General features: G+C 46.2%; 13 protein-coding genes. 8 read left to right on the top strand and 5 right to left on the bottom strand.

Annotated elements, in window-relative coordinates; genetic code table 11:
- The first annotated feature begins 226 nt into the window (after positions 1–226).
- Entirely contained in the window at positions 227–601 is a 375-nt protein-coding gene (locus C825_RS26130) for a putative endonuclease domain-containing protein (RefSeq protein ID WP_232434152.1), read from the top strand.
- A 21-nt stretch (positions 602–622) separates the two neighbouring features.
- The gene (locus tag C825_RS26125) at positions 623–1,213 is read left to right on the top strand and encodes a DUF4373 domain-containing protein (RefSeq protein WP_010800732.1); all 591 of its coding nucleotides are present in this window, start codon (positions 623–625) and stop codon (positions 1,211–1,213) included.
- Here C825_RS26125 and C825_RS26120 read toward each other — a convergent pair.
- Positions 1,097–2,692 (bottom strand): MutS-related protein, encoded by a 1,596-nt coding sequence (locus C825_RS26120; protein WP_010800731.1) that lies wholly within the window; start codon positions 2,690–2,692, stop codon positions 1,097–1,099. The genes C825_RS26125 and C825_RS26120 overlap by 117 nt on opposite strands.
- A gap of 122 nt (positions 2,693–2,814) precedes the next feature.
- On the opposite strand from C825_RS26120, the gene C825_RS26115 reads away from it, so the two are divergent.
- Positions 2,815–3,600: an inositol monophosphatase family protein gene (locus tag C825_RS26115; RefSeq protein WP_010800730.1), complete on the top strand. Its 786-nt coding sequence runs from the start codon at positions 2,815–2,817 to the stop codon at positions 3,598–3,600.
- 6 nt (positions 3,601–3,606) lie between these two features.
- On the opposite strand, the gene C825_RS26110 is transcribed toward C825_RS26115, so the two are convergent.
- The 4 genes from C825_RS26110 to C825_RS26095 all read right to left on the bottom strand — a co-directional run bounded on the left by C825_RS26110 (position 3,607) and on the right by C825_RS26095 (position 6,394).
- On the bottom strand, positions 3,607–4,557 hold the full coding sequence (locus C825_RS26110) for a calcium/sodium antiporter (protein ID WP_010800729.1): 951 nt from the start codon (positions 4,555–4,557) through the stop codon (positions 3,607–3,609).
- Entirely contained in the window at positions 4,557–4,952 is a 396-nt protein-coding gene (locus C825_RS26105) for a DUF3127 domain-containing protein (protein WP_009859820.1), read from the bottom strand. Before C825_RS26105 ends, C825_RS26110 begins: the two co-directional genes overlap by 1 nt.
- 66 nt (positions 4,953–5,018) lie before the next feature.
- Complete coding sequence (locus C825_RS26100; RefSeq protein WP_009859819.1) at positions 5,019–5,396, bottom strand: MerR family transcriptional regulator; 378 nt, start codon at positions 5,394–5,396, stop codon at positions 5,019–5,021.
- Positions 5,397–5,410: 14 nt separating this feature from the next.
- Positions 5,411–6,394: a M23 family metallopeptidase gene (locus C825_RS26095; protein ID WP_010800728.1), complete on the bottom strand. Its 984-nt coding sequence runs from the start codon at positions 6,392–6,394 to the stop codon at positions 5,411–5,413.
- Positions 6,395–6,490: 96 nt separating this feature from the next.
- Between C825_RS26095 and alaS the strand changes: the two genes are divergently transcribed.
- From alaS to C825_RS26070, 5 genes are all read left to right on the top strand, one after another.
- Entirely contained in the window at positions 6,491–9,118 is a 2,628-nt protein-coding gene (gene alaS, locus C825_RS26090) for an alanine--tRNA ligase (protein ID WP_010800727.1), read from the top strand.
- A gap of 292 nt (positions 9,119–9,410) precedes the next feature.
- A complete protein-coding gene (locus C825_RS26085; RefSeq protein ID WP_010800726.1) occupies positions 9,411–13,037 on the top strand; it encodes a glycosyl hydrolase 2 galactose-binding domain-containing protein in 3,627 nt (1,208 codons plus the stop codon).
- A gap of 554 nt (positions 13,038–13,591) precedes the next feature.
- The gene (locus tag C825_RS26080; protein ID WP_010800725.1) at positions 13,592–14,356 is read left to right on the top strand and encodes a DNA-binding domain-containing protein; all 765 of its coding nucleotides are present in this window, start codon (positions 13,592–13,594) and stop codon (positions 14,354–14,356) included.
- A gap of 158 nt (positions 14,357–14,514) precedes the next feature.
- Complete coding sequence (locus tag C825_RS26075; protein ID WP_010800724.1) at positions 14,515–19,755, top strand: autotransporter outer membrane beta-barrel domain-containing protein; 5,241 nt, start codon at positions 14,515–14,517, stop codon at positions 19,753–19,755.
- A 27-nt stretch (positions 19,756–19,782) separates the two neighbouring features.
- Positions 19,783–23,247, top strand: coding sequence for an MBG domain-containing protein (locus C825_RS26070; RefSeq protein WP_010800723.1), 3,465 nt, complete (start codon positions 19,783–19,785; stop codon positions 23,245–23,247).
- The last annotated feature ends 53 nt before the right edge of the window (positions 23,248–23,300 follow it).

The raw sequence follows: 23,300 nt of genomic DNA, 5'->3' as shown, positions 1-23,300 counted from the left end.
CTTTATATCCAGATTCAATTTAGAGAAGGCAAACCATGATTTCTCCATTATTTTTCATAGCGATACGATTTTGTTTGCGGCAAAGTTAAGATTATTATTTGTCCCGTATCTGTTTTTCTGTGGAAAATATTTAGATAAATCTGAAAGCCAGTCTCGAATTTTACATTATCTTCCCTTCCCTGTTTCACCCCATCCGAGTCCGTTTTCAATTTCTCCCGGATGAAATTTGATTTTCTTCCGAAAGAAATTATTTTTTCTCCCGGAAGGGCGTTTTCCTATAAAAAAAACAACAGCTTTCGCCGGAATGGGGAAATTTACAATAAGTATTTTGGCGATGGCCTATTTTTCGCCGCTTAGCGCGTTGATCCTGAAGCATACGGGCGAGGAGGTGGTGGCGGAATACCGTTTCCATCCCGGGCGGGACTGGCGGTTCGACTTCGCCATCCCTTCCCACCGCGTAGCTGTCGAGGTGGAGGGCGGTGCCTTCAACGGTGGCCGCCATATCCGCCCCGAAGGCTATCTGCGTGATACGCGTACTGCCGGGAGAACTGCTGATGCTGAAAACGTTACGGCTGGTTATCCGTGCGATACAAAATCATAATTGAAAAAGTTTATAACAATCATGGCTAGACCTATCAAAAAAGGACTGGATTATTTTCCGGTCGATACCGATATATTTGAAAATATACAAGTACGTAAACTGAAAAGCCGCTACAAGTCGCTCGGTTTCCTGGCTTATTTCACCATCCTGTGCGACGTATATAAGAAAGAAGGGTATTTTCTTCATATATCAGACGATTATGTGTATGACCTTGCTGATCGTTTGGGAGATACGGAAGAAAAGATTCAGGAAAGATACATTTTAGTTGTAAAACGATGCAAAAATCCCATTTCCGAAGAGTTTAATTGCATTAACATCGTGGAAAATGCTGTTAATGTATCAGAAACGGGGGTTTCTGTTACAGAAATGCGACAAAGAAAAGAAAAGGAAAGTAAAGTAAATATACAACAGCAACAACACGCGTGCGAGGAGCCGAAAGAAGAACCGCAGAATTTGGATGAAGAGCGTGAGCGATGGAAAGATGCTTTGCGAGAATTATCGGCCTTCTATCTGCCGGATAACGGAATAAGCATCTTCTATCAATGTAGCCGGGTAATCATTTATTTCCAGAATACGGATGGCGTTCCGCTGGTAGAGGTTGCCTGCCTTTAATTTATAATCGAACGAGAGAATGCCGTTGGCTATCGTTTCACAGAAATGATACAGGTCGTATTCGTTTTTCAGGAATGTTCCTAATTCCGCATCGTGAGTGGAGGCGACTACGATGTTATTCGAGGTATTCAGGTAGGACAGGACCGCTTTGGCTGCCGCTATCCGCTCGGTGGTGTTGGTTCCCTTGAATATTTCGTCCAGCAGGAAAAGGTTGATATGTTCGCTACGGCTGCATGACAGCATGTCGCGGATCGACTCTACCTCTTTCAGGTAGAAACTTTTGCCGTCTGAAAGGCTGTCGGAAAGCATCAGGGCGGCATGGATCATGACAGGCGTTTTCATCTGCATCCGCCGGGCGAAAGCCGTGTGAAGCGTCTGTGCCGTCAGCATATTGACACCCAGGGTACGGATGAAAGTAGTCTTTCCCGACATATTCGAACCGGTAAACAAGATGGAACGGCCTTCGATCCGGATCGTATTGGCTATGCAGTTTTCCAGCAGGGGATGATACATCTCTTCCGCTTCCACCCGCACCTCGTCTTCCGGCTTTCCCGGCAGACTGTAATAAGGCAGGCTTTTCCGCAGAAAAGCGACCGACGACAGGCTATCCGCCAGCCCCACAAAACGGAATACCGTTTCTATCTGCCGGTTCTTATCTTTCAGAAGGGTGATCACTTTATGATAGGCGATCGGTTCCGCCAGAAAGAAGATCTTGACGCATTCCATGATCGCCCAAAGGATGACAGCCAGGTCGCTGTCCATTTTCGATTCCATCCGCAGGTGGCCGCTCGCCTTTCTCAGTGTTTCCAATGAAGACAGCGCCTCCGGAACCTCTTTGCCGAGTTCCGTGAAAAGCGGGTTCTTCGATAGTTTGCCCGAAATATTCAGCAAACGTATCAGTTGGGGAATGGATATCAGAAAATTCAGGTTGTTCGGTTTGTTCCCGTAATGAATAACGCCGTTCACAAGTATCGCTGCAATCAACAAAAGCAGCCACGCTCCCGCCTGATAGAAATACAACAATAGAAGGAGCAAGCTCGGCAGGAAACCACAAATACGGAACAGGATTTTCCTCCATACAGGAACAGCCGGAAATCCTATACCCATCAGCGACGCAATACTATATGCTTCATGGGTATTCAGGATTTGCAGGTCTTTGACAAGTTCTTCCTGTAAATCCGGATGCGACGACAGCTCGTTTATAAGTGCTTCATGCCGTTCTATCTCGCCCGCTTTGTCCGGGATGATCCGCATCAGGTTGTACAGATACTGCTGCCCGACGCGTGAGGCGGTGCGGTCGGAAAACATGAAAAGATCCTCGAAACCCAGATCGGAACAGGTCTGGTCGGACAATACGCCCAAAGCATTCCGGTGCGTATCGAAACGGAAGAAGGAAGAGATATCGAAAAAATTATAACTCTCGGCTTTCTCTTCTCCCTTATAGCTTGGAGTCTGTTTCCATGGTTTCCGGATATTCATAGATCGTAACTGTTTTATGTCTTGTGTCAAAAGTATATCTTTTTCGTTAATATTCAGTACTACCCGTATTATTTAGTTCCAAAATGCGTATGTTTGTCACAACAAAAAGATAAAAAGAGGATATGCTTAATTTAGAAGAACTTTGTACCCAGGTACAACAGATAGCCCGCGAAGCCGGGACTTTCCTGAAAGAAGAACGGCGTAAGTTCGACCGTACACGTGTAGAAGAGAAAAGTGCTCACAATTACGTATCGTATGTCGACAAGGAATCGGAAAAATGGCTGATCGCCCAACTCTCTGCCTTGCTTCCCGAAGCAGGCTTCATCGCCGAAGAAGGCAGCGGCAGCCTGACCGACGAAAACTATTGCTGGCTGGTGGATCCGCTGGACGGGACTTCCAACTATATTCACGATGTCGCCCCTTACTGTGTCAGTATCGCCCTGCGTAATAAAGAAGAATTGCTGATCGGTGTCGTTTACGAAGTCTGTCGCGACGAATGCTTCTACGCCTGGAAAGGCAGTAAAGCCTATCTGGATGGCAGGGAGATACACGTATCGGACGTATCCGACCTGGATAAAGCCTTTATCGACCTGGGATTTCCTTATAACTCCGATGCTTACCGCCCGGTGGCCCTCCGCCTGGTCGACCGGTTATACGGTTTCGCCGGAGGAACGCGCCTGATGGGAGCGGCGGCTGCCGAAGTCTGCTATATCGCCGCCGGACGTTTCGAAGCGCGTATCGAAGCCTGGATCGGTCCCTGGGATATAGCGGCAGGCGCCCTGATCCTGATGCAGGCCGGCGGTAAAGTGACCGACTTCAGCGGTGGCGACAACTGGCAGTCGGGAGATGAAGTGCTTGCCACCAACGGAGCGATGCATGAGACACTTATGCAGTTGGTCAGGGAGTAAAGTAACTTATCCTTTGATCAGATAGATCATATAGGCAATATAGCATAGTACCATAACAATCCCTTCGAGGCGTGTTATGGTGCGCTTTCTGATAAACAGCCCGAACAGGTAAAGCAATACGCATGAACCGATCAGAACCCCGAGGTCTGCATTGGTAATACCTTTCATGTTCAGCGGACTGATGGTCGCACTGCAACCCAATACAAAGAATATATTGAACAGGTTCGAACCGATCACATTCCCGATCGCCATCTCTGGATTTTTCTTCAAGGCGGCAACGACCGAGGTGGCGAGTTCGGGCAGGGAAGTTCCTCCGGCAACCAGCGTCAGGCCGATAATAGACTCACTGACACCCAAACCACGCGCAATCCCTGATGCTCCGTCTACGAAGAACTGCCCTCCGTAAATCAAACCGGCAAGGCCACCGGCAATGAATACCCCGGATTTCCATACGGGCATCAACTTGATTTTCGTCTCTTCCTCTCCGTTCCCGTTATGTGCAATGGCGAATGTGTAACCCAGAAAGATCGCAAAGAAACAGAGCAGTAGCATCCCGTCGCTGCTGCTGATTGTATTTTCAGCCGCTCCGTTTATCAACACGTCGTTTCCGCAGATAAATAAAACGATAGATGCCAGGATACATAACGGAATCTCTTTGCTGAGCGTCCCTTTATTCATCCCGATGGGAACAATGGCTGCCGTGCAACCTACAATCATAAGGGTATTGAAAATATTACTTCCGACAACATTCCCGATGGCCATATCCGCACTTCCTTTCAGTGCCGATACAATGCTGACGGTCAGTTCGGGGGCGGATGTACCAAAGGCTACGATCGTTAATCCGATAACAAGGGAGGAGATGTTAAAACGTTTGGCTACCGAAGCAGCCCCATCGGTCAGTGCATTTGCGCCGACCAGGATGAGGAGTAGTCCGCCGATTAGGGCAACGATATCCATTAGAATGGCAGATCGTCGATCGGGTTAGCCGGACCGAAGTCGGGAGCGGCAGATGCTGTCGGGGCAGATGCCGGTGCAAAGTTTTCCGGTGTCATGGCTCCCGGTGCTGACTGGGGAGCGCCCGCCATCGGACGGTCTACCTTCCAGGCACTGATGTTGGTGAACCAACGTCCCTGATACTCGCGGCTGTCTATATCGAATGATACTGTCAATTCTTCTCCGGGTTGAATAGCTGCTTGTTCGATGCGGTCGGCACCGAAGATCTGGAAGCAGACTTTCTTAGGGTATTGGTCGTGTGTCTCTAATACGTATTCCTGTTTTTTCCACTCGTTTCCAGCTTTGCTGGTTCCGCTCTGCGCAGGCAGTACGGCGATAATTTTTCCCGTAATTTCCATGTTTATTGTTCTATTAAATTGTCGGCGAAGGTACGCTTTTCCGGCGTAACCTGCTAATTGTTTGACTTAGATTTTCTCTTCCTGAGGCAATTCGGAAGGGTCGAGCGCATCGAAGGCTGCTTTCATAGAGAGCAGTTCTTCCTTAATCTGCTTCAGCTTATTAACGATCTCTTCCTGCCGGATGGTTGTCTCCCTGTTATCCTTTAGTTTTTGCCGGGCACCAGCCAGGGTCATTCCCCGCTCTTTTACCAGATGGAAGATCAGGCGGACGGCGTCGATGTCTTCCTGCTTATAGAAACGGGTTCCTTTAGGCGTCTTGCGCGGACGGATAATATCGAATTCTTTCTCCCAGAAACGCAGTGTCGATTCGTTCACGTCGAACATCTGCGCCACCTCGCTGATGGAGAAATATAACTTCAGATTTTTATCTTTATTTAATGCCATTGTATTAAAGATGTTTAATCCATTACCTGGCCATGGTTTTCTGCAATCTGAATCATACGGTCGTATTCTTCCGGTGTCAGGTCCATATAGTAATATCTGGACGGATTATCATGTTTACCACGAACTATCACTTCATAATGCAGGTGCGGGCCGGTTGATTTACCGGTGTTACCTACTTCGCCAATCACTTCGCCGCGTGTCACTTTCTGTCCGACGCGTTTTCTGTATTTGCTCATATGACCGTATAATGTCTGGAATCCATAGCCGTGATCGATCATCAGACAGTTCCCGTAGCCCTGTTTCCAGGCGGCAAAAGTGACGACTCCATCGCCGGTTGCATAGATTTCCGTGCCTACTTTGGCGGAGAAGTCCATGCCGGAGTGGAAACGCGGAGTTCGGTAGATCGGGTCGATACGTACACCGTAGCCGGATGCCGTGCGACGCAGATCCTTATTGGAGATTGGCTGGATGGCAGGGATGCAGCGGCTGCGTTCTTCCTGGTTCTTACCCAGTTTGATCAACTCTTCCAACGAGTTGGATTGTATATAAAGTTGTTTGCTGAGCATGTCCATCTTCTGGGTGGTAGAGACAACCAGCTCCGGATTGGACAGGTTCAGCAGATGTTCGTAGCGGTTGGTTCCCCCGAAACCTGATTTACGCACCGATTCGGGAATGGATTCGGCCTGGAAGATGGCGCGGTACAGGTTCTCATCCCTTTGCTGTATATCATCCAACACTTCCAGCGCATTGGTGAGACGTAATGAAAGTACTTCATACTGAGTCTGCAACAGCTTGTTTTCCTTCTTCATCAAAGACTCTACCGGCGAATCGATCGTGTACATCATAATAAAGAATACACCGATACCGATTGCCGCACCGATGCTTAAATGACGGAGCACAATGAAGAAACGGTCTCTGGCGGAGGGGTAAACACGGTCGTAACTGAGCGTATTCGGGTTATATAAGTAATATGTTTTTCTTGTTTTAAACAGTTTCATTGAATATTTTATTGCTTGGATACGTGCAAAAATAATAATTTGCAGTACTTTTGCAAATTGTTTTTCAGAATATTAACGAGAACTATATAATAGATTATGTTGACAGCAAAAGAAATTCGTGAATCGTTTAAAGAGTTCTTCGCTTCCAAGCAGCACCAGATTGTACCGTCTGCTCCTATGGTCGTGAAGGGGGACCCGACATTGATGTTCACCAATGCGGGCATGAACCAGTTTAAGGATATAATCCTGGGAAATGTACCCATTAAATATTCACGTGTCGCGGACTCGCAGAAATGTCTTCGTGTAAGCGGTAAACATAACGACCTGGAAGAGGTAGGACACGATACCTATCACCACACGATGTTCGAAATGTTGGGAAACTGGTCGTTCGGTGATTATTTCAAGAAAGAAGCCATCGGATGGGCATGGGAATATCTGGTGGATGTCCTGAAGCTGGACCCGAAACGTTTGTATGCAACCGTATTCGAAGGAAGCCCTGCCGAAGGTTTGTCGCGCGACGACGAAGCTGCCGGTTACTGGGAACAGTTCCTGCCGAAAGATCATATTATCAATGGTAACAAGCATGATAACTTCTGGGAAATGGGTGATACCGGTCCTTGCGGTCCCTGTTCGGAAATTCATATAGACCTTCGCTCTGACGAAGAACGTGCCGTTTCTAGCGGTGCAGAGATGGTAAACAAAGACCATCCGCAGGTAATCGAGATCTGGAACCTGGTGTTTATGCAGTTCAACCGCAAAGCCGACGGTTCGTTGGAACCGCTGCCTGCGAAGGTGATCGATACGGGTATGGGATTCGAACGCCTGTGTATGTCATTGCAGGGTAAGACTTCCAACTACGATACCGATGTATTCCAGCCGATCATCCAGGTGATTGCTGAAAAGACCGGAACAAAATACGGAGACAACAGACAACAGGATGTGGCTATGCGCGTTATTGCCGACCATATCCGTACAATCGCGTTCTCTATCACAGACGGACAGTTGCCGTCGAATGCCAAAGCCGGTTACGTAATCCGCCGTATCCTTCGTCGTGCCGTTCGTTACGGTTATACGTTCCTCGGACGCCGCGAAGCTTTTATGTATAGCTTGTTGCCTGTCCTGATCGAGACGATGGGCGATGCCTATCCCGAACTGGTTGCCCAGAAGACGCTGATCGAAAAGGTAATCAAGGAAGAAGAAGAATCGTTCCTGCGCACGTTGGAAACAGGTATCCGCCTGCTGGATAAGAAGATTGAAGAAACAAAGGCTGCCGGAAAAACCGTTATCAGCGGTGTGGATGCCTTTACATTATATGATACATACGGATTCCCGTTGGACCTGACTGAACTGATCCTGCGTGAAAACGGCATGGAAGTGAATATCGACGAGTTCAATGCGGAAATGCAGAAACAGAAAGAACGTGCCCGTAATGCGGCTGCTATCGAAACCGGTGACTGGGTGGTCCTGAAAGAAGGCGAATCTAAATTCGTTGGTTACGACCTGTTCGAATGTGAAGCCGAAATCCTGCGTTACCGTAAAATCAAGCAGAAGAATAAAGAGTTGTTCCAGATCGTTCTCGACCAGACTCCGTTCTATGCAGAGATGGGTGGACAGGTAGGTGATACCGGATGGCTGATTGCCGACGATGAAAAGCTGGATGTTGTAGATACGAAGCGTGAAAACAACCTGCCGGTACATTTCGTTACGCGTTTGCCGAAAGATGTAACCGTTACTTTCACGGCGAAGATCAACGAGAAGAAACGTATCCAGTGCGAATGTAACCACTCGGCAACTCACTTGCTGCATGAGGCATTGCGCGAAGTATTGGGCACACATGTCGAACAGAAAGGTTCGTATGTTTCTCCCGAAGCGCTTCGTTTCGACTTCTCTCATTTCCAGAAAGTGACCGACGAAGAAATCCGCCAGGTAGAAAAGCTGGTAAGCGAAAAGATTCGTGCCAACTATCCGTTGGAAGAGCATCGCAATATGCCGATAGCCCAGGCGCAGGCTTTGGGTGCTATGGCATTGTTCGGTGAGAAGTATGGTGAGGAAGTACGTGTCGTTAAATACGGTTCTTCTATCGAGCTGTGCGGTGGTACACATATCCCGGCAACCGGTATGATCGGTTCACTGCGTGTGATTGCCGAAAGTTCTATCGCAGCCGGTGTACGCCGTATCGAAGCCGTGACGGCCGAAGGGGCAGAAAACTATACTTTCATGTTGCAGGATTCCATGCGTGAGTTGCGTGCTTTATTTAATAATGTACCGAACCTGGCGCAGACGATCCGTAAGTCTATCGAAGAAAATGCGGAACTGAAGAAACAGGTTAGCGACTATGTAAAGGAAAAGGTCGCTATGTTGAAGAAAGAACTGATCGCCAAGGCTGTTGAACGCCACGGTGTGAAGGTGATTGTCTTCCGCGGTGAGGCGAATGTAGATGCCATCAAAGACCTGGCCTTCCAGATCAAGGGTGAAAGCAATAGCGATGAGAAAGTGTTCTTTGTGGCCGGTATCAAGGACGGTGCAAAATGTGCTTTGATGGTGATGCTGAGCGAACCGCTTGTTGCCGAAGGACTGAATGCCGGTAAACTGGTAAAAGATGCAGCCAAACTGATTCAGGGTGGCGGTGGCGGACAGGCCCACTTTGCAACTGCCGGCGGTAAAAACTCCGACGGTTTAGCCCAGGCCGTAGAACAGATTCTGGAAGCGGCTGATTTGAAGTAAAAGAGCATCGCATATATAGCGACGGAAGTAACTCTTCCCCTCTTGAGAGGGGGCAGGGGGTGTGTTAAAGCAAGTCTTATGGCGGAATTATAACACACCCCTTATCCCCTCTCAAGAGGGGAAAGAGTTACTTCCGTCGCTATAAGTTTGTTTCTCCGCCTGTTGTTCCCTTGTTAAATACCGATTATATACCTTTTTTATATCTAACCTTTTCCTATTTGCATAAAAAATCACTGTTTTTTAATGTATATTTGCCTATGCAAAAAATACAAATCAAATAGACTTTCATCGTATGAAAATGTGTAAACAGCAAAAAGTTCCCCGTATCCTTACGCTCTGTGGAGCAGCAGCGACTTCGTTGTTGCTTTGGGGTTGTAGTGGTGCAGGGGCGACAACCGAATCGTTCGAACGTTCGGACTACTATACGCGTGGTATAGGGCAATACCCCGGTAACCCGAAGGAGGATTTCTCTCCTGAGTTGGCTCCGGATAAGTCAAATTATCGCAATATAGCCCTTCTGCGTTCGGCTTTCAACTCCTCCAGTCATGACTATAACCTGACGGCGCAGTTAGTGACAGACGGTATTGTGACCGACCAGCAACCGCAGTATTTAATACTATCGACTCCGGCGGGCGAAGCTCCCCGGCGTGAACGCGAATGGATGATCGACGAAGGTCCGTATTCCCGGAATACATTTGAAGGGGCGGATACTTATTTCCAGTTCGCGCTAAAGAATTACAGCAAACAAGCCGACAAGCTGGTGCTGACAGGTACTCTTATTTATGACGACCAGTTGGCAAAAGACGGTTACGAAATTATCTGCCAGGGTTCCAATGACGGACAGAACTGGACCGAGGTCGGCAAACTGAGCGGCAAAGGATTGCCGGGCGACGCTGTACGTTACCGTATGCCGGTAACCGACCCGAACAAGCAGACCGAACAGATTTCCATGCCGGTCCGTAAACTGAATGAAACCATAACATTCGATAAAGAGGCGAATTACTCCAATTACCGTGTTCTATTGAAGATGGCCGGTGCCTATAGCTGGGTGTTTACGGCTGCTGATTTCTATAATAAAGGCGGAATGGTGGAAATGAAACCTTCCCAATTCTTCAATAGTGCCTGGATGAGTGCCACTACGGGAGAAGAATGGTTGTATGTAGACCTGGGCAGCCAGTCTGAATTCGACAAAGTCGTTTTACGCTGGATAAACAAAGCCGTAAAAGGTAAAGTACAGGTGTCCGATAATGCTGAACAGTGGACGGATGTCGCTGAACTTCCCGGTGGGGAGGAATTGGTCGATGAAATCTCGCTGAACGGTAAGAAGAATGCGCGTTATGTGCGTATCCTGATGCAACAGCCGGCCAACGACAGCCGTTATATCCTGAGCGAACTAGAAGTGATGGGTAAAGGCGGTTTGGTTCCGCAGCCTGTGGCTGCACCTGCTGCATTGAAAGACGAAATCTATTTGTCCGGCGGCAACTGGAAACTTCAGCGTGCTTCGGAAATAACGGCTACGGGAGAAGAAATTTCGACTCCCGGCTTCCAGCCTGAAAACTGGGTTGTTGCCACGGTGCCGGGAACTGTCTTGAGCAGTTACAAGAATATCGGTGCCATTGCCGATCCTAACTATGCCGATAATCAGTTGCAGATATCCGAGTCGTTCTTCAATTCCGATTTCTGGTATCGTGACGAGTTTGAGGTGCCGGCCGACTTTAAACAGGATCGTGTGTTCCTGAACTTCGACGGTATCAACTGGAAGGCGAATGTATATGTAAATGGTAAACAGGCAGGCCGCATCGAAGGCGCCTTTATGCGTGGCAAGTTCGATGTAACGGACCTGATCGTTCCGGGTAAGAATGTGGTAGCCGTGGAGATCATCAAGAACCAGCATATCGGTGCTATCAAAGAGAAGAATGCACAGAGCACGGACTTCAACGGCGGTATCCTGGGGGCTGATAACCCGACATTCCATGCAACGATCGGCTGGGACTGGATTCCGACGATGCGTGGCCGTAATATCGGTATCTGGAATGATGTCTTCCTGACAACGACCGGAAAAGTGACGGTAGCTGACCCGCTTGTTAAATCGGTTCTGCCGTTGCCTGATACGACTTCTGCTAAACTGACGGCGGAAGTGATCGTGAAGAACCATGATGCAAATGCGGTAAAAGGTATGCTGGAAGGCAAGATCGGTGATATCACATTCCAACAGCCGGTGGAACTGGCAGCGGGCGAAGAGAAAGCGGTTGTCTTCGATGCAAAGGATTTCGCTCAGTTGAATGTTCAGAATCCGCGTCTCTGGTGGCCTAAAGGCTATGGAGAACCTAACTTGTATGATGCCAGCTTCACATTTAAGATAGATGATAAGGTATCGGATGCCAAAGACTTTAAAGTCGGTATCCGCCAGATGACCTTCAATGAGGATAATCAGATTTTGAGTCTCTTTATCAACGGCCGTCGTTTTGTTGGCCGGGGCGGTAACTGGGGATTCAGTGAATCCAACCTGAATTACCGTGCACGTGAATATGATATCGCTGTGGCTTACCATGCCGATATGAACTTTACAATCATGCGTAACTGGGTGGGTATGATTGGTGATGAAGAACTGTATGAAGCCTGTGACCGCCACGGTATCGTGGTTTGGCAAGACTTCTGGCTGGCGAATCCGGCTGACGGTCCTGATCCTTACTATCCCGAAATGTTTATTGCCAATGCGGAAGATTATGTGAAGCGCATCCGTAACCATGCTTCCATCGGTATCTATTGCGGTCGTAACGAAGGTTTCCCTCCCGAACAGATCGACAAGGCGTTGCGCCGGATCATCAAAGAGGATCATTCGGATATACATTATATATCCAGTTCGGCTGATGATGTAGTAAGCGGTCACGGTCCGTACCGTATGCTTCCTGCAAAGGAATACTTCACATTGAAGACCGGTAACGACAAGTTCCATAGCGAACGCGGTATGCCGAATGTGCTGACTTACGAAAGTATGCTCCGTACCTTCTCTCCGGAAGGTATCTGGCCGCAGGATAATCAGTGGGGTATGCACGACTATACCCGCGAAGGTGCACAGGGTGCTACTTCTTTCAACGAGATTATTGCGAAAGGATACGGCGAACCCCGTAGCGCCAAAGAGTTTTCCGAACTGGCACAATGGGTGAACTATGACGGTCACCGCAGTTTGTTCGAATCCCGCAGCCAGAACCGTAAAGGTTTGCTGATGTGGATGAGTCATTCCTGCTGGCCTTCTATGGTATGGCAGACTTATGATTATTACTTCGAACCGACAGCCGCCTATTTCGCTATCAAGAAGGCTTCCGAGCCATTGCATATCCAATGGAACCCGGTAACCGATGAAGTAGAAGTTGTAAATTACAGTGGTGGCAATCGTAAGGGCTTGACAGCTAAGGCACAGGTGCTGAATATGGATGCTTCTGTAGCCTGGGAGAAAGAAGTTGCTATTGACAGCAATGAAGATACGACCAACAAATGTATTCAGCTGGAATTCCCGGATAACCTGTCAAAGGTTCACTTTATCAAGATGGTCTTGGCTGAAAACGGAAAGGTTATTTCCGAGAACTTCTATCACAGAAGCCTGGAAGAAAACAACTACCAGGATCTGCGTAATCTCCCGAAAGTAGCATTGAAGTCCGATGTCACGACAAACAAGGGTACTGATGGAAACTGGAACGGTACAGTCGTTATCGAGAATACTACTTCAACACCGGCCTTGATGATCCGTGTAAATGTAGTAGGTGACAAGGATGGAGAGCAGTTCCTTCCGATGTTCTATTCCGACAACTACTTCGCTCTGCTTCCGGGTGAAAAGAAAGAAATCAGCTTCCGCTGGAAAGACGAAGATACCAGAGGTAATGCGCCTAAAGTGGTTGTGTCAGGATATAATGTAATGTAATATAGTTGTTTACGCTGATTCTTGCGGATAATCAGTTTTATCCGGTAGTAATTAATACCTCTCTCTAGAGGAAAAAAGTTACTACCGGATATTATAAACAAACATTTAAATCTGATAAAATTTAACTATATTCCCTACCTTCTGTTACCTGAAAAAACTCTTTTATTTTGTGAGATTCAGTATTATACTCTTCCCCTTCGTTATGTAATATTTAATATTGTTAACAAACTCCCCGTCCTGTTACTTACAATTAATATATACTTTTGTGGAAGTATAGGTAAGTTATAGAAATCAAGTGATAATGAATTGTATTGACTAAAAAAAACGGTCGTTTTTTTTAGTCTGTTTTTCTCTCCTCTTTACCGACATAAACCGACTCCAATTATTTTAAATTAACAATTGATTATCAATCAATATACAAGAACCAACAGAATCTTTCGTGAGAAGTAAACAATGACTAAAAAAAACGACCGTTTTTTTTAGTCATTCTGCCTCCTGTCATTAAGCTACTCTAAAACCACAATATATTACATTTTGATATAAAATTTAGAAGTATGGAAAACAAATTACAAGGATGGCTAGCCCCAAATACCTTGACGGAAGATCCGGACGATCAGATTTTAGTGCTGAAATCAGCAGGAACAGTTACTGAAGACGACATCGTCAAAGAGATGATCAGCGAAGACACCGGTCTTCGTAAAGAAACACTGGTTCACTCGGTTACACTTTATAACCGTATCATTGCCCGTTTCCTGGCAAATGGTAACAATGTAAACACCGGCCTGTTTTATGCAACCCCTCGTGCTACCGGAATTATTGAAGACGGTATATGGAACCCCGAAAAAAATAATATCTACGTTGATTTCACACAAAACCGTGTGCTACGCGAAGAAATCAGAAACACAAAGGTTGAAATCCTGGGCGTACGCCCCGATGTAATCTATTTCACCGGCGTGAAAGATTGTAGTAACGATATGAAAGACGGCCACATGACCCCCGGCCGCAACTTCCGCATCACCGGATCGTATATCCGCGTGGAGGGCGACAACGAGAAGGTGGGCATCTCCCTGCGCAGTTTGGCCGACGACAGCATCACGCAGGTCTCCACTGACCTGTTCGGTACTAACAAACCTTCGGAATTGATCTTTATCGTTCCCTCCGGATTGAAAGATGGTGAATACGAACTGACGCTTACCACCCAATTTTCCGGAAGCACCAGACGTCTGCTGAAAGAACCCCGTTCTGTCAGCCGCCTGGTGTATGTGGGTGAAAAGCCGGGTAGCGGCAGCGGTGGTAGTGACCGACCCGAAATTGAATAGATCGTCTGCCCGCCGTGCTTACGAACCTTAGGCACCTTTGCCTGCACATCGTAGGCGCTCCTGCCTGTACACCATAGGCGCGCCTTGCCTACGATGCACAGGCAAAAGTGGCGGGTAATCTTAATCGACAAAGAATTTAATTATAAACACGTATTAATATGAAACTTTTCTACAAATCGTATGCTCCGGACGTATCTGCCGGAAGCACAACTATTAAAGATGTGGGGAAAAAAAGAAGTCCCCGTAAGTTGATAACCCTTTGGAGCTTCCTGATGGCATTGCTGATGATGGTGCCGGTGGGGGCGATGGCTGCCGGTGATGGTACTGAAACTAACCCTTATACAGGATCAATTGGATATAGAACATTTGATACTCCCAATGGTTCTGTTTACTTAAAAGATGTAGAAAGTGGACAGTTACATATTCAAGCTGATGGTGTTACGATTTATGTGGCAGGGAGTAATGCTTTAACTGCGGATAATAGTAATAATGGACATCCAGCTTTGGAACTTGGTAGCTCTGGATCTACAGATGCACGAAAACTTACTATTAAATATTGGGATCCAGATGGTAATCAGAGTTTGGCTGCATTGACTTTGACAGCGAATGTAGAAAATGGATTGAATCTATTCGGTACGGAACCTTTTCCAGGGGTTGATTTACATGAATATGTTACTGATTTGAGCATCAATGGTTCTGTTTCATTTCGTGCGGTTTCAGTTCAAGGCCCTGCTACACGAGAAAGTGCCGAAGCATTCTTCACCTCTACAGATTCAAAAATCACCTTATCAAACGGAGCGTATTTTACTTATTCAAATAGCTACAAAACTTCACAAGTGCCGAATGCAACTAATTGGACGATTACAAACTTCGCCTCTGTCGGTGATGCTGCTGTAACTCTCCTTGCTAGCAAACAAAGCATTACTGTAAACGGAGGAAATTTGAATGCCGATCTAAAAACATTTACAAATTCCGTCGGAACTTTTTACCAAGCTAAAATAGGAGAACAAACGTTTTACGCTCCACAAAGCGGAACATCTTTTAAGTTATTGGTAGGTGATGGTTTGAAAGACTATTACGGTGAATTGGCAACCCAAACCGAAAACGTAGCCTACCCCTTCCCGATTCATTCTGAAAACGCCGCAGCTGCAATTCCGTCTACAGTAAACGTGGGAGTAGCTCAGGCAGGAGGAAGCTATGTCGGACAATTGGATGGACAAACCCAAGGTGACTTTACATTGAATGTAGGTACATACTCTCATGGAGGAACTTTGTCTGCTTCTGCCGGAGATATTACCTTGGCTGGCACACAAAATTACAAAACTCTGAACACCACAAAAGAAGGCCTTACGCTGAATACCGAAAACAATCATACGCTGACATTGAATAACATTACGATTCCTGCGGGAAACAAAGTTCTTGTAAATGGTGATGTACGTTTGGGCACAGGTAGCAGCAGATGTTTTATAGAAAACGATGTTATCAAGTTCAAGAAATCAGATAGCAGCGAAGAGTCGGTATATTTTTGCCAAATCAGTTATGTAGATACAGACTTGGAGGCAGCTTCCGCAGCTGATGCTATTGAGGTTGTAGGTAATAAAGCAGGGTATCCTTCTGTAATCGATTTGGCTGGAAATCAAATCTTGATGTGGTTACCGGTAGGTAGTCATCCTGATATTAAATTCCAACTGAAAAATACTGCTAATGCAAAACAATACTCAATGCAAAGGGCAGTTGGTACCACACATGCACAAACAATCACATTGGCTCCTCCTACAATTTACATTGAAAACACAGCTTATGAAACATTGTCAGAAGCCTTCGAAGCAGTAAAAAACGGCGAAACCATTCGTTTAGAAGGCAACTATACCGCTCGAAACGGAGGAAATGCGATTGGCACCAATATTCAGAAGGGAGAATCTTTCACGCTTGACCTGAAAGACTACACATTGGATATCGGTGGTCAGGTGGCTGATGACGGCAGATACCCGCTGATCTCCACAAAATATGGTACACTTATTATAACAGCAGGTCAGGGAAAAATCATTGGTAACTACCGCGTTGCCGGCAGGGAGACTGCAGCGGACAAAGATCTCGAGGGTTGCGTTTATACGACAATGGCCAACCCCGGTAACCCACACGTTGGCGGTACGCCTGTTACCCCGAAAGTGGTGGGTACAAGGGTAACGGTAAGCACGGAGGTTCTTTCTCCTTCACAGGAAATCCCAATGACAGAAATGCCATCCGCTATCCATTACACCATTGACGATAGAACGGTTTATGCCGCGAAGGAGGTCGAAACTAAAACCAAAGTCGATGAAACCAAATATTGTCTCTGGTTACCCAACGACAATAATACTTATCTGGTACAGGGAGAAAGAAACAAAGTATTTGCCCAGATCAACAACAGTACCAATAAGGATAACGTTGCCCTCAAACCCTTGTTTAACCTCAATAGCGGTAGTATCAAGGTTACCAAAGATGGAATCTTGTATGCGAACGGTTACAAATACGCCGGTTCTGATGATGACGGCAATGTTAACCTTGGCAAAGACACATCTACTCCGGTGGTAGTTACTACGTATGTATCGAAAGAACCCAGTTATAATGAAAGTTATACTCTTACTGTAGAAGATGGAACCTATGTGATGGTGAAAGACATCTATCGCAATGAATTATGGGAATCTATTGATGGTAAAGGTAAAGATGATAAAAAGATTGCAACCAAGCTGGTTGCCAGTGGCACCGCCAATGTCATCATGTCCGGTATCAACAGTTTCGGGAATATAGAGATTGCAGAAAACTCTAATCTGACGATCGACCGTCTCGATGAAACCCCGGCACAGGCAAATGCGTTGCGTTTCTTCACGATAAAAGGAGCGGGCAAAGACAAGTCTACATTAACTATGAATGGTGGCGCATTGCTTTCTTATATTACAGATAACAGCAGTGTTGCGATGAATACCATATCCAATGTCAAGGCTGTTTATAAAGATGGTAGCGTACGGGCGAAGTTTGATGCTAATGGTACCCGTTTTGTAGACGAAAATGATAATAATAAGGCATTGTACCGCCTCACCTTCAGTACCCTCGACGGCTATACGCCTTATACAGTAGAATATAAGGATATGGATCCCAATGCCGAGGAAGGCGCAACCGTCCGCGTACCGCTGACCTCCGATAAGAACGGTGAAGTGCATTTGTGGCTGCCGACTAATTACGACGGAACTTCTGTCTCTTTCTTCAGCGCCAACAGTTCTAAAACCATCGCGCATCCGAAAATCGAAGAGAACGATGAGAACAAGGCCCCGATTGCCGTAAGGGTGTTCAGAGGCGAAGGATCTAATGCTGGCTCAGAGATTGGTACATTCCGTAGCTTGGCACGTGCATTTGCAGCGATAGAAACAGTGGAAGCAGAACCTAATCCTGCGCAACAATATACCATCGAGTTACTTATGCCGCACACCGAGTCGAACGCAAACTGCGTAGTGCCGGGTAAAAAAGTTACACTCAAACTGAATGGCTATAACCTGGTTTGCAGCAAGGTGAATTTTGATACAAATACGAATGAGAATGCCTTCCTGATGATAACGAATGACGTAGCAACAGATAAGCATTCATCCATCGAAGGGGAAATTTCCATAACTCCGAATGTTTATATCAGCCGGACAGTTCACATGACGAACATTCATGTAACGAACCAGGATCACAAGACCGTATATCGTACACTGGTGACAGGGTTGGAGCATGGCAAAACATACCGGTACTTCTACAACGGTTTGCAGAGAGACTTTAAGGTAGAAAATCAGGTGACAGACGGGGATAAAATTCTCGATGTTGCTTGCCTATGGCCTTACGCTTCTCAAATACCGCAAGAATTACTTGTCTATCCATTGAATGGCAACGAAATAGATAAAAACGGAGCTCTGACCGTCCCCGGTGGTGAATTGGCTATCACCAGCCATTTCGACAACTATCTTGCACTGGTGAAGGTAGAGAATGTGGCAAAAGTAGGTAATACATATTATCGGAAGTTCTCTGATGCGATAAAGGCTGCCAACGATGGCGGGGGAGATATCCAACTTTTGACAAATATCCAGTCGCAAGCCACGTTCGAGATCACAAATAACTACGCGATCAACCTGGACAAGTATAATCTGAGCTTCACACAAGGCGGTTTCGATGTAAATAATAATAAGTTAACTATTAGCGGTGGAAAGGGCAGCACCCTGACAGGCGTAATCACTTTGAATGGTGATGTTGCAGTCAATGAAAGTGTATTGATCGGTGGAGTGATTCTGCAACAATCTATAGATGCCATCAAAACTGTCTACCGCTTGCTTGTTGATAAGAATGGTACTACTCAATGCGTTTGGACAGAAACTCCGGAACGGGATACGGATAAAAAACTTGGTAACGACCATGAATACACAATCCCCGCCGGTCTGGCCAATCATCAGACGAAGGTGAAAGCGTATCCGGTAGTAACGTTGAATACTGCAGATGCTACATGGAATGATGATTATGAAGATTGCAACATCGTATTGAATAGCAATGCTGTTTGGAATGTTTCTAGCGGTAAAAAGAATATCCACCGCCTGACCATCCACGAAGGTGCGAAGGTAGTAACCGACACTGGAACAAAGATTACCGCTACCGACGGTATCCGCTACATACGTACATTTAAAGATAACGCATGGTCAATGATCGCCTTGCCTTACACGGCAACTGATGTGACTACAGTGATTGACGATAAAGTCGTATCCCTCAGCCCGGCATCCAACCCGGGAACTTCGGGCCACTTTTGGTTACAAAGCATCCAGGCAGACGGTTCGACAACCGATGTGACCGATAGCGAAATGACTGCCAACAAAGTGTATGTGATGAAAGTACCGGCTAGTCTTGCGACTAAAGAGATCACCTTCGTCTCCGGTTCGAACCAGATGTTGCGTCGCGACAAGGTGCTGAACCCGAATCCGGTCAGCGGCTTTGTAGCGTATGCCAATGGTACACTGAATGATGTTACGCTCGACAAACCGTTCTATCAGTTGAACGATGCAGGCGATACATTCAAACGTGTAGACGATTTGACGACTCCGATCGCCCCGTTCAGCGGTTACTTGCTGGCCGATGCAGCGACAACAGCCAAGGTGGCCAACTTCAGCCTGCGTTCTTCCGTAGCGACAGACAACGAAGAGATCATTGTTCCGGAAGAAAGTTTGCTGGTACGTGCCGAAAAGGGACGTATCCTGCTGACTGCCGAACAACCGATGCAGGTAGTGATTTGCGATATGGCAGGCGTTGTGAAGTTCAGTGGCGAAATACCTGCCGGCAATTCTTCGTTTGAAGTGGGTGCAGGTATCCATGTCGTGAATAACCAAAAAGTAATCGTTTGGTAAATCATTTATAACTTAATATAAAAGAACATGAAAGTAAAATTGAACATACTATATATCTTACTGGCGTTTCTATGGATGCCGGTATGTGGTTGGGCACAAGAATTGGTGGACCCGGGCGAAGAAGAAGGGCCCGGTGTTGCTCCGGTGGCAAAAGTCGGGAATACGGACTATAAAACGTTGAAAGAAGCTTTCGGGGCTGCACCAGCCAATGCGCAAGTAGACTTGCAAATCAGCCTCACCCAAAAAGAAGCGGTAACAGCAAATGCTACGACTCTCAACCTGAATAACCTGACACTGACAGGTGAAGAGAAAGCTGGTTTTAACACGACTGGAAAACTGACTGTCAAGAAAGGAACGCTGAAAGGCGCATTCACCGTAACCAAACTGGCGAATTTTGTAGCCGGTACAGATGTTACCTTGGCAGATAATGTGAAGATTATTTCCGGTGGCAAGTCTTATTACCGTGTGTTGATAGACTTGGGTGCTTACACGGATGCTACAGCTCCTATACGCAATAAGGAGGAGGTTATTTATTCAAAAGTCGATGATAAAACTCTTTGCTGCTGGTTGGAAGCCGACCAGGCTGCCTATCCTATCATTCTGAAAGGAAACGGTGCAGAATACCAAACGGTTCCTGTCTCTATCCAGGCACATGGAAGCAACACGTTTACACTGACACCGATAGAAGTTCCGGAAGAAGAAAAGTACAGCATCACTTGGGCTGAAGTGCCTGGTGGAACGCTGAAAGTCATGATCGATGGTCAAGAAGTACAAACCGGAGAATATGTAGCCAATTCACAGGTTATTATCGAAGCAACACCTGCTGAAGGTTACACGAACCCTATTTTATATATCACTCGCAAATCGGAAGGTACTCCGATCGATATTACAGAACAAAAGTCATTTATCTTGAACGACAATGTAGAAATCTTGGTTACTTTCAAAAAATCTCCTACAGTAGGTCCTGATCCGGAGAATCCGGATGGCAATGCTCCGGACATCAAGATTCTGAATCCGAAACAAGCGTTCGTTTATAATGGCGAGCCGCAGGCGTTTACGTTGACGACGAGTCCGGAGAATGCGTTGGAAGGTGCAACAATCTCTTATACATTAGACGGTACACCAGTTAATAAACCTACTGATGCAGGAATATATGACGTGATCATCACACGTTCGGCCGATGTGGATTTGGCAGCAGTGAATTGTACGCTGCCTGGTGGTTTAACCATCGAAAAGGCGGAAGTTTTCTTCAAATTGAATGAAGGCAAAACCGGTTTCACTCTGAATGCAGACGCTCAAACAGCGACACTGAATGCGGGCGATTATCACGTCTATATGTTGGTTGATGGTAAAGAAGTAAAAGTTGAAGGTTCATTCGCTTGGGGTGAAGGTCAGGGGACTGCCATCAACGGCAATGTACTGACAATTGCTGAAAGTGGTATTTACGAGGTGGTTTTCACTCCTACAAAAGTAGAGAACTACAAAGAAATAGCACCAATCACTTTGCCGATCGAATTAAAAGAAGGTGATTTGAAGGACAAAATGCGTACAGTAACGGTTTCCGTAATCAATACGTACAATCCGGCCGATGACGATGAAGTACGCATTTACAATGGAAACCTGTTAATGGCAACTGCTACCTTATCAAATAAAGCAGAGGTTGAGTTTTATGAAGGCCAAAAGCCTACGTTCCGTGCCTTCCCCGGCGAAGGTTGTGCTTTTGTAAAGTATCTGATCGGAGACGAGCAGATTAATAAACAGGATTATACGCCTGAAACGTTTGATGTAGACCTGGTAGTTGAGGGACATTTCGGAGAAAAAGGCGATTTGGAATCATTAAGTCCGACGTTTGAAGCCCCGAAGGAATTGGTTTACAACGGACAGTTGTATGCCAATTCCTTCAGAATCTTGCAGGCAAAGGTGTATAGCAATTGGATTTTCAATTATACGAAGAATAATAAGATCGTTCAACCGATCAATGTAGGTGAATATACATTAGTTGTATCTCGTCCGGCAGATAGCAAGTATCAGGCATACACATCTGAACCGATGGCATTTAAAATAACGAAAGCTACTCCGACAGTTGTAGCGGATGAGATAACAGGTGCTTATCCCGGTTTGGAATTGAAGGATTTAAAGTTGAGTGGTACGGCTACGGTTGAAGGCTTGGGTACGATCGCCGGTACGTTTGAATGGGTAGAGCCTGCAACGGTTATCAAAGAAGGAGAGAACAAGGTTAAGTTTAAATTTACTCCGAAAGATGAGGTTAATATTAACTCTGTGACTGATCTGGAATTGACAATAACAGCAAGTAAAGAGAATATACCTGATTTCGTATCGGTGTCTTACAATAAACCGTTAGGTGGTACGCTGGTTGTTGTGTATGAAGAAGAGGGAGATAATCACTTCCAGGTGATTCCTTCCGGTACAAAAGTTCCTACCGGTACAAAAGTTCGTATCTTTGCTTATCCCGCTGATTATTTTGAGTTGGCAAGCCTGACAGTTAACACGGAAGATGTATTAAAAGACCTGGTCAACAACAAGTATGTAATTGTTCGTGAATTGAAAGTTGATACAGATATTCATGCGAACTTCCGTTTCACAGGCGAAGAACCGACAGATCCGGATAATCCCGATAATCCTGACAATCCGGATCTGCCTGATAACCCGAATTTGCCTGACAACTGGCCCGACAATTGGCCCGACAACTGGCCTGATAACTGGCCCGATAACTGGCCTGACAATTGGCCCGGTAACGGTGGCGGATTAGGCGAACAAAATAAAGACTATACTATATTGGTTCGTACGACCGGCCTGGGTAGCGTAACTCCTGGTACGACTGGTGCCAACAGAGGAGAAAGCATCACATTCAAGATAGAGCCGGGCTACGGACAGCAGATTGTCGACGTCCGTGTGAATGGTAATAGTGTAGGTGCCGTTACTTCTTATCAGTTGAGGAATATTTATGCACATACAACCGTAGAGGCCGTATTCTCCAATATCAATGTTCCGGTATATACATTGACTTCCAAGGTGATCAATGAAAGGATCGGTTATGTGACTCCGACTAAGGTGCGCGTGACAGAAGGTAGCAATCATATCTTCATTGCTCATCCGAACAAAAACCGTACGATCGAGGATGTACAGGTCGGTACGGAGAAGGAGCTGAAGAGTATTGGTACGCCAACCAGCTACATTTTTACAGATGTAAAGGCCGATTCGCTTATTGTTGTCACTTTCCATAGCCCTGTTGCTAATGAATCTATTGAAGCATCCAAGTATCAGATCTATACGGAAAATGGTGCAGTGGTAGTTGATCCGGATCATGCAGCAGGAACAGTAAATATTTGTGATTTCAGTGGCCGTACTATTTACAGCAATCGGGAGGTACGTTCCATCACTCGTTTCCCATTGTCTGAAGGCTCTTATATTGTTACATTGATAATCGATGGTAAACAGTATTCGCAGAAAGTGTATCTGTTGAGCCGATGATGTCGGTAAGTTGATAAAGAAAAGGGGCAAAAGCGATTTTGCCCCTTTTGGGT

The organism is Parabacteroides sp. ASF519 (assembly GCF_000364265.2).
In the GTDB taxonomy this organism is placed as follows: domain Bacteria; phylum Bacteroidota; class Bacteroidia; order Bacteroidales; family Tannerellaceae; genus Parabacteroides; species Parabacteroides goldsteinii.
The sequence above is the reverse complement of the archived record's forward strand: the minus strand, read 5'-3'. Positions and strand labels throughout refer to the sequence as shown.